The organism is Oceanobacillus sp. FSL K6-0118, from assembly GCF_038006665.1.
Lineage (GTDB): Bacteria > Bacillota > Bacilli > Bacillales > Amphibacillaceae > Oceanobacillus > Oceanobacillus caeni.
In genome coordinates, this window is record NZ_JBBOVR010000001.1 from 1,949,573 (window position 1) to 1,964,808 (window position 15,236).

13 protein-coding genes are annotated in these 15,236 nt (G+C 35.2%); all 13 read left to right on the forward strand.

Annotated features, from left to right (window positions below):
* Positions 1-5 precede the first annotated feature (5 nt).
* The 13 genes from MHI02_RS10075 to rimP all read left to right on the forward strand — a co-directional run bounded on the left by MHI02_RS10075 (position 6) and on the right by rimP (position 15,235).
* On the forward strand, positions 6-635 hold the full coding sequence (locus tag MHI02_RS10075) for a chemotaxis protein CheC (RefSeq protein ID WP_047186067.1): 630 nt from the start codon (positions 6-8) through the stop codon (positions 633-635).
* The gene (locus tag MHI02_RS10080; RefSeq protein WP_047186068.1) at positions 628-1,125 is read left to right on the forward strand and encodes a chemotaxis protein CheD; all 498 of its coding nucleotides are present in this window, start codon (positions 628-630) and stop codon (positions 1,123-1,125) included. The genes MHI02_RS10075 and MHI02_RS10080 overlap by 8 nt, the downstream gene beginning before the upstream one ends.
* 42 nt (positions 1,126-1,167) lie before the next feature.
* On the forward strand, positions 1,168-1,959 hold the full coding sequence (locus MHI02_RS10085; protein WP_047186069.1) for a FliA/WhiG family RNA polymerase sigma factor: 792 nt from the start codon (positions 1,168-1,170) through the stop codon (positions 1,957-1,959).
* A gap of 125 nt (positions 1,960-2,084) precedes the next feature.
* A complete protein-coding gene (locus MHI02_RS10090) occupies positions 2,085-2,513 on the forward strand; it encodes a DUF6115 domain-containing protein (RefSeq protein WP_341165872.1) in 429 nt (142 codons plus the stop codon).
* A gap of 373 nt (positions 2,514-2,886) precedes the next feature.
* A complete protein-coding gene (gene rpsB, locus MHI02_RS10095; protein WP_047186071.1) occupies positions 2,887-3,639 on the forward strand; it encodes a 30S ribosomal protein S2 in 753 nt (250 codons plus the stop codon).
* 196 nt (positions 3,640-3,835) lie between these two features.
* Complete coding sequence (tsf, locus tag MHI02_RS10100) at positions 3,836-4,720, forward strand: translation elongation factor Ts (RefSeq protein ID WP_341165873.1); 885 nt, start codon at positions 3,836-3,838, stop codon at positions 4,718-4,720.
* Between the two features lie 289 nt (positions 4,721-5,009).
* Positions 5,010-5,732: a UMP kinase gene (pyrH, locus tag MHI02_RS10105; RefSeq protein ID WP_216883616.1), complete on the forward strand. Its 723-nt coding sequence runs from the start codon at positions 5,010-5,012 to the stop codon at positions 5,730-5,732.
* Between the two features lie 2 nt (positions 5,733-5,734).
* Entirely contained in the window at positions 5,735-6,292 is a 558-nt protein-coding gene (frr, locus tag MHI02_RS10110; RefSeq protein ID WP_341165874.1) for a ribosome recycling factor, read from the forward strand.
* Between the two features lie 384 nt (positions 6,293-6,676).
* On the forward strand, positions 6,677-7,435 hold the full coding sequence (locus MHI02_RS10115; RefSeq protein ID WP_047186075.1) for an isoprenyl transferase: 759 nt from the start codon (positions 6,677-6,679) through the stop codon (positions 7,433-7,435).
* Between the two features lie 15 nt (positions 7,436-7,450).
* Positions 7,451-8,242, forward strand: a complete 792-nt coding sequence (locus MHI02_RS10120; protein WP_257455126.1) for a phosphatidate cytidylyltransferase — start codon at positions 7,451-7,453, stop codon at positions 8,240-8,242.
* Between the two features lie 380 nt (positions 8,243-8,622).
* Complete coding sequence (gene rseP, locus MHI02_RS10125; protein ID WP_341165875.1) at positions 8,623-9,894, forward strand: RIP metalloprotease RseP; 1,272 nt, start codon at positions 8,623-8,625, stop codon at positions 9,892-9,894.
* Between the two features lie 304 nt (positions 9,895-10,198).
* Positions 10,199-14,491, forward strand: coding sequence for a PolC-type DNA polymerase III (locus MHI02_RS10130; RefSeq protein WP_341165876.1), 4,293 nt, complete (start codon positions 10,199-10,201; stop codon positions 14,489-14,491).
* Positions 14,492-14,764: 273 nt separating this feature from the next.
* Positions 14,765-15,235 carry a ribosome maturation factor RimP gene (gene rimP, locus MHI02_RS10135; protein ID WP_047186079.1) on the forward strand — a complete coding sequence of 157 codons (471 nt, stop codon included), beginning with the start codon at positions 14,765-14,767 and terminating at the stop codon, positions 15,233-15,235.
* The last annotated feature ends 1 nt before the right edge of the window (position 15,236 follow it).

The window sequence follows — 15,236 nt, forward strand, 5'->3', positions numbered from 1 at the left end:
TAAGTATGGAGTATTCAAATTTATCAGGAATGCAATTAGACGCTCTACGTGAAGTTGGAAATATAGGAGCTGGAAATGCTGCTACATCTATGTCTATCTTACTTGATAGAAAAATTGATATGAATGTTCCATCAGTTAGCATAGTGGATTACAATGACATGATGGAAATAATAGGCGGCCCAGAGGAATTAATAGTTGCGATTGTTTTTCAAATTAAGGATGAATTTCCGTGTACAGTTTATTTTATACTTTCTGTCGATGAAGCGGAACATTTAATTCAAGATTTGACAGGTAACAAGGATTTCACCCTAATGAACGACCTGTATCATAATGAATTAGCGATGTCTGCACTTAAAGAAACTGGAAATATTGTAATCGGTTCTTATCTATCCGCATTATCAGACTTTATTAAATATAACATGCATCCCTCCATCCCTTATTTAAGTTTCGATATGGCTGGTGCAGTATTAACCGCAGGATTACTAGAGATTTCTGAGGTTTCTGATTATGCCATTGTCATTAATACTAGCATTTTAAGTGATGCTTCAGAAAATATTCAGGGTCATTTTTTTCTATTACCAGAACCCGAATCATTAAGTAAATTATTCGAAGCTTTAGGTATTGAAAATGATTAAAGAGAAGAAAATAGTTAAAGTTGGGATTGCTGATTTAAATATCGTCACACCACCGGATATTATCCGTACAGCTGGATTAGGTTCTTGTGTTGGTGTCGTTATATATGATAGTTCTAAAAAAATAGCCGGTCTTGCACACGTACTGTTGCCAGAATCAAGTTTAACGCAGCAAAGTGATTTCAATAAATATAAGTATGCAGATACTGCTGTTCCTATATTAATTGAGAAATTACTAGCTAATGGGGCTCGAAAATATGCCCTTAAAGCAAAAATGGCCGGAGGAGCACAAATGTTTCAATTCGCAAGTAATTCCAAAACAATGAGGATTGGCGCACGAAATATCGAAGCGGTTAAAGAACAACTTACTCATTTTAACATACCCATTATTTCATCTGATGTTGGTGGAAATGTTGGAAGAACGATAGAGTTTGACCTAGTTAGTTGTCAGTTGAAAGTCCGAAAAGTGAATCAGGAAACAGTGTTTATATAATTAAAAGATAAAGGGGAACTCGTAAAAGGGGAGTTTAAAACTATGTATCATAATCCATCTTCTCTTGAACAAGATTTATGGAATAACTGGATAAACGATAAAAATAGTAAGAACGCAAATGAGTTGATTCATCACTACGAGTATTTAGTTCATTTTCATGTTGAGAGAATGTGTATTCATCTTCCTAAAAGTATTAATAAAGAAGATATTAAAAGCCTTGGTTTCATTGGATTATACGATGCTTTAAAGAAGTTTGAACCAAATCGGGATTTGAAATTCGATACATATGCCTCTATTCGGATTCGCGGATCTATTATCGATGGATTAAGAAAAGAGGACTGGCTACCTAGATCGTTAAGAGATAAAGTTAAGAAAGTAGATCAAGCTACTCAAAGTCTCGAACAAAAGTACCAACGATCTCCGAATCCAGAGGAAATTGCTAAGTATTCAGGATTAACTGTTGAGGAAGTAGAAAATACGATAAAAGACTCACTGTTTTCTAATATTTTATCTATTGAGGAAAAATCAAAAACAGATTATGTTCAAGAAACGGGGATTGGGTATTCAATTGCAGATGATTCTTCACAATCACCCGAGTCTAAAATTTTACAAAAGGAATTAGAAAAAGAGTTAAAAGAAGGAATAAAAGAATTAAATGAAAAAGAGCAGCTAGTAATTAGTCTATTTTATTTTGACGAATTATCATTAACTGAAATCGGACAGGTTCTTGAGTTAACGACTTCTCGTATATCCCAAATTCACAAAAAAGCAATAGTTAAATTACGAAAAACGTTAAATAAATTAAAATATTTATCCCATGTAAATGGGCAGTAAGACTTCCCCCAAAAAAGTTTCTAGGGAAGTAAGGAAGATAGGTGGAAGATTGCACTGATGGAAGTCTGCTTTATTGTAATAGGTTCTTGAATTGACTCAAAATGTGTTAATAGAAAGGGATTTTTATGGTTTCATTTTTGCTAATTATTAGCTTTTTACTTCATATCATATCAATCTATGCAATTTATATGTTAAATAAACAGTTACAAAAAAAAGAAGATACAATTGAAATTGCACAATTATTTGAAGAGTATTTACAAGAGATAAAAAAGGAAAATGACCGTTTACAAAATGATCTAATAAGGTACACTCATAATAAGAGTGATAAACCGATTGAAACAGTTGAGAAAGAAAAAAAGGTTGGTAATCTTGTAATGAACGATGCAGAAGATAAATGGCTGAAGAATGTTAATGAGGTAAATGATTCTGTAGAGTCTTCATTGGAAGGTAAAGTATTACAGTTGTATCACCAAGGTTTATCGATAGCCGATATAGCCAAAAAATTGGATTGTGGGATAACAGAGGCTGAACTTATTATTCGTTTTCACGATTAGAAAAAATGGCTTCCCCTAGAATGCCTTAGTTCACTTATACAGGTGGAAAAGACTTATATCCCAGCTCAAAGCTTCTGAGGAAACTGCCCGTAAAGATCCGATAAGTGCGACTAACTATCAGTGTGGGATGAAGGAAAACCCCATTGATGGAAGTCTTCTTTATACTTTCTAACGAAAAAAATAGGATTAGTCTTGATAACGCAGGAATGATATGGTATATTAATTTTTGGTGTAAATGCTCATGTTTTGTTGAAAAAATATTGAGTAAAAAAACACACGTTTAGTAATTCATATAAATGGTGCCACATCAACTGTGTGGTGTTTATGTGAAGATGATCTAAACGGAGGAAAAAACCATTAGGAGGAAATTTATATGTCAGCAATATCTATGAAGCAATTATTAGAAGCTGGTGTACATTTCGGACATCAGACACGCCGTTGGAACCCGAAAATGAAAAAATACATTTTCACAGAACGTAACGGTATTTATATCATTGACCTACAAAAAACTGTTAAAAAGGTTGATGAAGCTTACAATTTCGTAAAAGATATCGCAGCAAATGGCGGTACAATTTTATTTGTTGGTACGAAAAAACAAGCTCAAGATTCTGTACGCGATGAAGCTATTCGCTCAGGAATGTTCTATGTTAACCACCGTTGGTTAGGTGGAACGCTTACTAACTTCCAAACAATCCGCAAACGTATTAACCGTTTGAAAGATATTGAGAAAATGGAAGAAGATGGTACATTTGAAGTACTACCTAAAAAAGAAGTTGTAAATTTATTAAAAGAAAAAGAACGTCTTGTTAAATTCCTAGGTGGAATTAAAGAGATGAAGAGTCTTCCAGACGCTCTATTTGTAATCGATCCTCGTAAAGAACGTATTGCAATCGCTGAAGCACATAAGTTAAACATTCCAATTATCGGAATTGTAGATACTAACTGTGATCCTGATGAAATTGATTATGTAATTCCAGCAAACGATGATGCAATCCGTGCTGTAAAACTATTAACTTCAAAAATGGCTGATGCTATCTTAGAAGTGAAACAAGGTGAAGTTACAGAGGAAGCAGAAGTAGCGGAAACTGTTGAAAAGGCAGAAGAAGCTGTAGCAAATCAAGAGTAATTTTAAAAGGTGAGGGTGATAAGAGGAATAAGAGCCTTTTATCACCTTTTTTAAAAAGGTTGTTCAAAAAGTCCGGTGAAAATGACACTTCGGCCTTTCTTAGGACGTTGCGCTCTTAGCTGGCCTCGGCCCTTTTCATCCACCTTTTTGAACATGCACTTAAAAGAAAAAATAATATAATTATGGAGGAATAATCATGGCAATTACTGCGAAAATGGTTAAAGAATTACGTGAAAAAACTGGTGCTGGCATGATGGATTGTAAAAAAGCACTACAAGAAACAGATGGAAATATGGATAAAGCAATTGACTTTCTACGTGAAAAAGGGATTGCTAAAGCTGCTAAAAAGTCAGACCGTATTGCTGCTGAAGGGTTAACACATATTGAAGTGGAAAATAATACCGCAGTTCTTCTAGAAGTGAACTGTGAAACAGACTTCGTTACAAAAAACGATCAATTCAAAGATCTTTTATCAGAACTTGGTAAACATATAGTTAAACAACAACCATCTAGTGTTGAAGAAGCACTTGGACAAAAACTTCATGGTGAAGGCGAAACTTTAGAAACTTATATCAATACTGCAGTATCTAAAATTGGTGAGAAGATTACTCTAAGACGCTTCACTATCTTTACTAAATCAGATAATGATGTATTTGGTGCATATCTACATATGGGTGGACGCATCGGTGTATTAACTGTTCTTGAAGGAACAAATGATGAACAAGTAGGGAAAGACATCGCTATGCACGTTGCGGCGGTTAGCCCTCGTTATGTATCACGTGATGATGTTAACAAAGAAGAAGTTAATCATGAACGCGAAGTATTAAAACAACAAGCATTAAATGAAGGAAAACCAGAAAACATTGTTGAAAAGATGGTAGAAGGACGCCTTGGCAAATTCTTCCAAGAAATTTGCTTGTTAGAACAAGATTTTGTTAAAGACCCAGATCAAAAAGTGAAGAAATATGTTGCTGACAAAGGTGCTACCGTTAAAGAGTTTGTACGTTACGAAGTGGGCGAAGGTATTGAAAAACGTGAAGAAAACTTCGCTGAAGAAGTAATGAATCAAATGAAAAAATAATGAACAAAAGCGCAAGCGCCCGGTTAGGGACGTACGGACTGGACTGAGCCGATGTTGACTTTCACCGCAAGGGTATAAGTGCGACTAAGCCTCTGGTTTCACCAATCGGCAAGTCTTCTTTATCGTACGAAGGTGAGGGAAGTCCGCTAGTCCCTGGGCGCTGGAGCTGGACGTGACTAATAACAAAGTTAATGATTATCATCTAAAATAAAATAAAAATAGGGAACTTAGAAGTTCCCTATTTCACCATGTTTAATAAAATATAATAAATGTTTTCTTGGAGGTTATTATGACAACAGCACGATACCGAAGAATAGTATTAAAACTGAGTGGTGAAGCATTAAGTGGAGAACAGGGGTATGGAATAGATCCTAAAGTAATTCAATCTATTGCTAGCCAAGTCAAAGATGTGGTTGAATTAGGTGTAGAAGTAGTTGTTGTTGTTGGTGGTGGAAACATTTGGCGTGGAAAAGTAGGTAGTGAAATGGGAATGGATCGTGCTACTGCTGATTATATGGGAATGTTAGCTACAGTAATGAATTCACTTGCATTACAGGATGGATTAGAAACAATTGGAATTCCAACCCGCGTACAAACATCCATTGAAATGCGTCAAGTCGCTGAACCATACATACGAAGAAAAGCAATTCGCCATCTCGAGAAAAAACGTGTTGTCATTTTTGCGGCAGGTACCGGAAATCCTTATTTTTCAACAGATACTACTGCAGCACTTAGAGCTGCAGAAGTTGAAGCAGAAGTTATTTTAATGGCAAAAAACAATGTTGATGGTGTATACACAGATGATCCTAAAATTAATAAGGATGCAAAGAAATATGACACCCTTTCTTATTTAGAAATGTTAAATGAAGGCCTTGGGGTAATGGACTCTACAGCTTCTTCATTATGTATGGATAACGATATCCCATTAATTGTATTTTCTATTACGGAAGAAGGAAATATTAAAAAAGTTGTTCAAGGTGAAACAATCGGAACAATAATAAGGGGGAAATAAGTATGTCAGATACGATTATGAGCACAATGCGTGAAAAAATGAATCAAGCAGTTCAATCTTACTCAAAAAGCTTAGCTACAGTAAGAGCAGGGAGAGCAAACCCAAGTCTACTTGACAATGTTTTTGTTGATTATTATGGTGCCTCAACACCACTTAATCAGCTAGCAAATATATCGGCACCTGAAGCAAGAATGCTTGTTATTACTCCATATGATAAATCTGCACTATCCGATATTGAAAAAGCTATTCAAAAAGCTGATTTAGGTTTATCTCCATCAAATGATGGAAATATTATTCGAATTAGTATCCCGCCATTAACGGAAGAACGTCGTAAGGACTTAGTGAAAGTAGTTGGAAAATACGCAGAAGAATACCGTATTCAAGTAAGAAATATACGTAGAGATACGAACGATCAATTGAAAAAGCTTGAAAAAAATGGTGAACTTACTGAAGACGAATTAAGAGGTCTACAAGATAATGTTCAAAAAGAAACAGATAATCAAATCAAACGAATAGATCAGCTTACTAAAGAAAAAGAAGATGAAATAATGGAAGTTTAAATCTTTCGTTATGAATCTTTCATAACCTTGTAAAAAAGTGTAAAATAAATTAAAGCCCTCTTTTATAAGGGGGCTTTTGTATTCGAGTTGCTTTTGGTTAATACTATAGAAAGTTATAGCTACTATCCATTTACCCCACCTAAACGGGCAGTAAGACTCTCGCCTCAAGCTTCTGGGGAAACAAAGAAGGTAGGTGAGAGTCTTACTGCCTGGAAAGGTCCGATAAGTGCGACTAACCATCAGTGGGGATGAAGGAAACCGCCACTGATGGAAGTAGTCTCCTTTATCATATTTTATATCCTAATGGTACGTAATATATTTCCTTTTTTCCTCATAACAATAGTAAAAGGGATGTATGCAATAACAATATTCGGAGGACTAACCATGTCTATGAGAATTCCTTTTTTAAAAAAGAAACAAAAAAATGAAAAACAGGATAAAATAGAAAATGTACCAAAACATGTTGCTATAATTATGGATGGGAATGGTCGTTGGGCTGAAAAAAAAGGTCTTCCGCGTGTTGCCGGTCATAAAGAAGGCGTACATGTAGTTAATAAAATAGTAAGGGCTGCATCAAATGCAAACATAGAAGTTCTTACCTTATTTGCATTTTCTACTGAAAACTGGAAAAGACCAAAAAGCGAAGTTGATTTCTTAATGAAGCTTCCAAAAGAATTTTTACATGTATATTTACCTGAAATTATGGAGAATAACGTGAAAATTAACACAATTGGCGATATAGAAGAATTACCTAAGCATGCAAAAAATGCTTTTGAGTATGCAATGGAGAAAACAAAAAATAATGATGGCATGATATTAAATTTTGCATTAAATTATGGTGGCCGGTTTGAAATTCTTCAAGCAATCAAACATTTAGTAAATGATATGGAAACTTCTAAAATCTCAAGTGAAGCTTTAGACGAAAAAATATTTTCACGATACTTATACACAAATGATTTTCGTGATCCTGATTTATTAATTAGAACTAGCGGAGAAAAACGTTTGAGTAATTTCTTATTATGGCAGTGTGCATACACTGAACTTTGGTTTACTGATGTACTTTGGCCAGACTTTGATGAGCAAGTTTTTCACGAAGCGTTAAATGAATACCGACAGCGTCAAAGAAGATACGGTGGATTGTAGGATGGTGACTAATAGATGAAGCAACGAACAATTACAGCAATATTAGCACTAATAGTTTTTATCCCATTTATTATTATAGGTGGTTTCGCATTCGAACTTTTTGTTTATCTACTCGCTACAATTGCATTGTTTGAATTAGTAAGAATGCGAAAAATTGGGGGATATATGGTTCCATCCATATTAGCAGTGCTACTATTATGGATCTTATTATTACGCGACTCCCTCTTTTTGTTAACAGATTTTTCGAAATTTGAATGGGTAACAATCATTATTTTACTATTACTTGCTTATACTGTATTAGTAAAGAATAAATTTACATTTGATCATGCAGGCTTTATTCTTTTGGCCACTTTCTATGTTGGAATTGGATTCTACTACTTGATTGAAACTAGGGACGGTTCTGGTATAGTTGGATTAAAAAATATTTTCTATGCCTTTTTAATTGTTTGGTCTACAGATACTGGAGCTTATTTATTTGGACGAGCATTTGGTAAAAGAAAGTTATGGCCAACCATTAGCCCGAATAAGACTATTGAAGGTGCACTTGGAGGAATCGTACTTGCTATTGTGATTTCCGTTATTTTTCACCTAATAACACCATTTCCACATTCATTACTTGCTGTTATTTTGGTAACCATTATCGCTTCTATTTTCGGTCAAATTGGGGATTTAGTTGAATCGGCCTTGAAACGAATTTATGGAGTAAAAGATTCCGGTAAAATTTTACCAGGGCATGGTGGAATATTAGATCGTTTTGATAGCTTACTTTTTGTTATTCCTCTGTTACATATCATCCAATTTTTTTAAGGGCAAAAGATTCAACAAATTGCTTGTTTCATGGTTTAGGAAATTACAAAATTTGCTGCATGTGGATAATTATTCAGAATAGGCCACGTCCGGCTCCAGCGCCCAGCGACTAGCGAGACTTCCTTCACCTCCGTACGATAAGTCAACATCGACTCAAAGTATTAAAGGAAGGCCGACTAAGTGCGGCCTTTGCGGCCAACGTCGGCATACCCCTATGAAGGGGCATGTTTCCTTTATCTCCTACGGCTCAGTCCAGTCCGTACGTCGCTAAACGGGCGCTTACGCCTTTGCTCTTTCTTAAACTTGAACAAACCTCTATAAACAGTTAAACTTATTTAGATAAAGATAAGTCATTTAGACTGGAAAAGGATGTGCTTTTTTTGACCACTGTTATTGCGTTTATCTTTATGTTTGGCTTACTTGTGTTTGTACATGAGTGGGGACATATGATTTTTGCTAAGCGTGCAGGAATGCTTGTTCGAGAATTTGCAATCGGTTTTGGTCCAAAAATATTTTCATTTACAAAAAATGAAACATTATATACAATCCGTTTGATTCCAGCAGGTGGATATGTACGTGTTGCTGGAGAAGATCCAGAAATTATTGAATTAAAACCAGGTCACCATATAGGACTTGAATTTAATGAGTATGGTAAAGTTGACAAAATAATCGTTAACAATAAATCAAAGCACCCCAATGCGCGAGTTATTGAAGTTGAGCGTATTGATCTAGACCATGAATTAATTATCGAAGGTTACGAAATGGACGAGGACGAAAGACTTGTATTTAAGGTTGATCGGAAGGCATTTTTTATCATGGATGAAAGAAAAACGCAGATTGCACCTTATGATCGCCAGTTTGCTTCAAAAAGTGCTGGTCAAAAAGCGATGCAATTATTTGCTGGTCCAATGATGAACTTTATACTTGCCATTATTCTTTTCTTAATCATCGGACTAGTTCATGGTGTTCCGGTAGACGAAGCCAAAATGGGTGAAATCCAGCCTAATACACCCGCGGAACAGGCGGGCTTAATGGCCAATGATGAAATTATTAAAATTGAAGATACCACGATTACTACATGGGAAGAGTTTACAACTATAGTTAGAGAAAATCCTGGTGAAGAACTATCTATGACTGTTCTTCGTAATGGAGAAGAAAAGACTCTTAATATTGTACCTAAAGAAGGAGAGGCCATAAATGAAAAAGGTGAAACTATCACTATAGGTCAAATAGGGGTTCGTCAAGCTTTTGAGAAATCCATGATTGGAACGGTTAAATATGGCTTTGAACAAACATATACAATTACTAAAATGGTATTAACCAATTTAGGTATGTTAATTACTGGTCAAGTTCCTTTAGAAATTCTTTCAGGGCCGGTAGGAATCTATGACGCTACAGATCAAGTTGTTCAAAGTGGATTTATCAGTTTAATTATGTGGACAGCTATGCTAAGTGTGAACTTAGGTATTGTTAACTTAGTTCCACTTCCAGCACTTGATGGTGGACGTTTATTGTTTGTAGGAATCGAAAAACTTCGAGGGAAGCCTGTTCCACCGGAGAAAGAAGGAGTTTTCCACTTTATTGGATTTGCTCTCTTAATGTTACTAATGATTGTAGTAACCTGGAACGATATACAACGATTATTTCTTTAAAAGCGTAAGCGCCCATAAAGGCTAAGAACGCGACGTCCTTTCATAGCGAGCGTATGGACTGCGCCTGGTCATGCTAGGTAGTCGATGGTTACACCAGTCGGCAAGTCTTCTTTATCGTATAATAAGGTGAAGGAAGTCTCACTACGGCTTTAGCGCTGGAGCTAGACATCTTTAATAAATGGTGAACGGAACCCTTGTCTAGAATTTGGCAAGGGTTCCGCATAATTTACAAGCTATTTTGGAATAAATCACCAGTTTAAATTTGTACAACTTCTTACCAACACCTGTTTTTAGGGGGATAAAAATGGATATATCCAAACAAGAAAAAATGAACTTATTATTAAAGCAAATACAGATAACTGATGAGAAAATGTTAAATTATTTCTCTAATAGTTATTTAGAGAAATTAGAAGTATATAAAAAGTCAAAAATATGGCATTTCTATGTTCATTTAAATCATATTTTGCCTCCTTATATATATCAAGTATTTATTGCAAAACTAAAACAAACATTCCAACCAATAGCTGAAGTCGAATTATCAATTAATACAGAAAACAAAACTTGTGATGAAAATATAGTTATTGGCTACTGGGAATATTTCATTACATCTATAACGAATTTATCTCCTGCTTACAAAGACCTAGTCCAAAATCAAACGCCAACAGTAAACAATAATAAGATTATGTTAACTGCAAGGAATGATGCGGAAGCTCACGCATTAAAAAAACGATTAGATGATAGTTTCAAATCTTATTGTAAAAAAATAGGAATGGCCATGTATACAATTGAAATAGAAGTAAAAACGAATTTGGCCGACATTGAAAAATTTAAAGAGCAAAAAGCATTAGAAGATCAGCAGTTAGTTTTAAAAACCGTAAAAGAAAAAGAAAAGCGGGATAAAGAAAAGGGAAATCAAGAGGAAGCTTTACCTTTAATGATTGGGTATAAAATTCAAGACGACCCTATTCCAATGGAAAGTATTCTTGAAGAGGAGCGCAGGGTAGCTGTTCAAGGGTATATCTTTTCAACCGAAATACGTGAATTACGTTCAGGACGAAGTCTTTTAATTGTTAAAGCGACTGATTATACAGATTCTCTAACGATTAAAATGTTTTCTAAAGGGGACGAAGATGTAGATAAGTTTAAAACTGTAAAAGAGGGAATGTGGGTTAAAGCAAGAGGTAGTATTCAAACGGATATGTATACAAATGAGCTAGGGATGATGGCAAATGATATACATGAAATTACGGTAGAACCGAGGAAGGATTTATCTGCTGAAGGAGAGAAACGTGTTGAACTTCATGCTCATACGATGATGAGTCAAATGGATGCTGTTGTTTCACCGCAAGCCTTAATATCTCAAGCGGCTAAATGGGGTCATAAAGCGGTAGCTATAACAGACCATGCCGGTGTACAAGGATTCCCAGAAGCATTCGCAGCCGGAAAGAAAAATAATATAAAAGTATTATATGGGGTAGAAGCTAATTTAGTTGATGATGGGGTTCCAATTGCATATAACGAGAAAGATATTGACTTAGAATCAGCAACTTATGTAGTTTTTGACGTAGAAACAACAGGACTCTCGGCGGTCTATGACACTATTATAGAGCTTGCAGCGGTGAAAATAAAAGACGGGGAAGTTATAGATCGTTTTGAAGCTTTTGCAAATCCACATCATCCTTTATCCGAAACGACCATAAATCTAACAGGTATCACAGATGAAATGGTTCAAAACGCTCCTGATATTGATGAAGTATTGAAAGACTATTATGAATGGATGGGTGATGCCATTTTAGTTGCGCACAATGCTAGCTTCGATATGGGCTTTTTAAATCAAGGACTTAAAAAGATCGGATATGATGAAGCAGAAAACCCTGTTATAGATACATTAGAACTTGCTAGATTTCTATTACCGGAATTAAAGAATCACCGGTTAAACACGATTAGTAAACATTTAGATGTTGAATTAACACAGCATCACCGAGCAATTTATGATGCTGAAGCAACAGGCTACATTCTTTGGAAACTAGTTAAAAAATTACTTAATAAAGAGATTGTTAATCATAATCAGTTAAATAACCATATGGGTGAAGGAAATGCTTATCAACGTTCAAGGCCATTTCACTGCACGATTTTAGCTAAAAATGAGTTAGGGTTAAAAAATCTTTATAAATTAGTTTCATTCGCTCACATTGATTATTTCTATCGTGTTCCTAGAATACCTAGATCTGTGTTACAAAAATATCGGGAAGGCCTTTTAATTGGAACTGCATGTGATAAAGGGGAAGTCTTTGAAACCATGATGCAGAAATCAGAAGAAGAGGCAGAAAATGTTGCTAAGTTTTATGATTATATAGAAGTTCAACCACCTACGAATTATATTCATCTAATTGAAAAAGAATTAGTACAAAACGAGGCACAAATTCTCGATATTATATCGAAGTTAGTAAAATTAGGAGAACGAATGGATAAACCTGTTGTTGCAACAGGGAACGTTCATTATATGGATGAGCATGATAAAATATATAGACAAATTTTAATTAAAGCCCAAGCGGGAAATCCCCTTAATAGGCAAACACTGCCAGATACTCCTTTCCGTACAACCGTCGAAATGTTAGATTGTTTTCGATTTTTAGGGGAGGAAAAAGCGAAAGAAATCGTTATAACAAATACGAACGCGATTGCGGATCTTATTGAAGAAATTTCTCCTATAAAAGATGGTTTATTTACACCAACTATTCAAGGAGCGGAAGAAGAAATAAGAGAACTTTCCTATGGGCGTGCAAAGAAAATATACGGCGATCCGGTTCCAAAAATTGTTAGTGATCGATTAGAAAAAGAATTGGATAGTATTATTGGTAACGGATTTGCTGTTATTTATTTGATTTCTCAAAAGCTAGTTAAAAAATCCTTGGAAGATGGATATTTAGTAGGTTCCCGTGGGTCTGTAGGGTCTTCTTTCGTAGCAACTATGACTGAAATTACTGAAGTTAATCCACTTCCTCCACATTATGTTTGTTTGGAATGTCATTACAACGAATTTATTAATGACGGAACCGTTGGTAGTGGTTTTGACCTACCGGATAAAGCTTGCCCAAACTGTGGACGTTCTTTAACAAAAGATGGACAAGATATTCCATTTGAGACATTTTTAGGTTTCAAAGGGGATAAAGTTCCAGATATTGATTTGAACTTCTCAGGTGATTATCAACCAAGGGCACATAACTATACAAAAGAATTATTTGGTGTAGATTATGTTTATCGTGCGGGGACAATAGGAACGGTAGCAGAAAAAACTGCCTATGGATATGTGAAAGGTTATGCTTCAGATAATAATATTGTTTATAAGAATACGGAAGTCGATCGTCTTGTTAAAGGCTGTACAGGTGTAAAACGAACAACTGGACAGCATCCAGGTGGGATTATCGTAGTTCCTGATGATAAAGAGATTTATGATTTTACGCCTATTCAATATCCGGCAGATGACCGAAATAGTGAATGGAGGACGACACACTTTGATTTCCATTCCATTCATGATAACTTATTAAAATTAGATATACTAGGGCACGATGATCCGACCGTTATCAGAATGCTGCAGGACTTAAGTGGAATTGATCCGAAAACAATCCCAACTGATGATAAGGAAGTAATGAAAATATTCTCAGGTACAGAATCATTAGGGGTTACTCCTGAACAGATTAATTGTAAAACTGGTACACTAGGTGTTCCCGAATTTGGTACAAAATTTGTTCGACAAATGCTTGAAGATACGAAACCATCTACTTTCTCAGAACTATTAATTATATCTGGTTTATCCCATGGTACAGACGTGTGGTTAGGTAATGCGCAAGATTTAATTAATGAAGGTATTTGTGAACTATCTGACGTAATAGGATGTCGTGATGACATCATGGTTTATTTAATGCACAAAGGGTTAGAGCCTTCTTTAGCGTTTAAAATTATGGAATTTGTTCGTAAAGGGAAAGGTTTGCAGGATGATTGGATTGTTGAAATGAAAAAACATAATGTGCCGGATTGGTATATTGATTCTTGTAAAAAGATAAAATATATGTTCCCGAAAGCCCATGCGGCAGCTTATGTTTTAATGGCGATTCGAATTGCCTATTTTAAAGTACACCATCCGATTTTATTTTATGCTGCTTATTTTACGGTTAGAGCAGATGATTTTGATTTAGAAACGATGGCCAAAGGATCAACTGCTATTAAAAGTAGAATTGATGAAATTGCTGCAAAGGGCAATGACGCATCCCCGAAAGAGAAAAACTTAATGACAGTACTGGAAGTGGCGCTTGAAATGTGTGAAAGAGGATTATCCTTTAAGAAGGTAGATTTGTATAAATCTAGTGCTACAGACTTTTTAGTAGACGGGGATAGTTTAATTCCTCCATTTAATGCGGTTGACGGTTTAGGAACCAACGCAGCAATTAATATCGTTAAAGCAAGAGAAGAGGGAGAGTTTCTTTCTAAAGAAGACCTTAGGGAAAGGAGTAAAATCTCTAAAACGGTTTTGGAATATCTTGATAATCAAGGATGTTTAGAAGGTATGGCAGAAAAAAACCAATTATCCTTATTCTAAAGATATTTACAGTTGGTGTAAAAGTACCAAAAAATGTAAGGAAATGCTAATTCTTGCATGAATGTTATTTTTATGATATATTTTTATTGGTAAGTAATGATACGAAATGTTAAAAGAGTGGGCGAATGCTCACTCTTTCTTCATACCCATTCCACATGAACTCGATTCCCCCTTGCCAAGCACTTTTGGGCAGGGGTTTTATATTGAATAGATAGTATTCGGGTGAATCGTTCATAATAAGAAATAAACAGTTCAGCGTAAAGGAGGATTACGATGAGTTCAAAGGTCATTCAAACAACAGAAGAATTAGTATTGCCAATTCTCCGTAATAAGGGTTTAGAATTAGTTGATATAGAATACGTCAAAGAGGGAAAGAATTGGTTCCTTCGCATATATGTTGATAAACCTGGTGGGGTAGACATTACTGAATGTGGAGAAGTATCTGAACAATTAAGTGAGAAATTGGATGAAGTAGATCCTATAAAAGATCCTTATTTCTTAGAAGTTTCTTCTCCAGGTGTAGAAAGACCATTAAAGAAGAAAGAGGACTTTGAGAACAACATTAATCAAAATATAAATGTTAAACTTTATGAACAGATTGATGGAGAGAAAGAATATGAAGGCACCTTAAAAGCTTTCACTAATGATATTTTAACCATTGAGTACAAAGTAAAGACAAGAAAAAAACAGGTAGAAATACCATATGAAAAAGTTGCTAAAGCTAGGCTTGCAGTAGTTTTTTAAA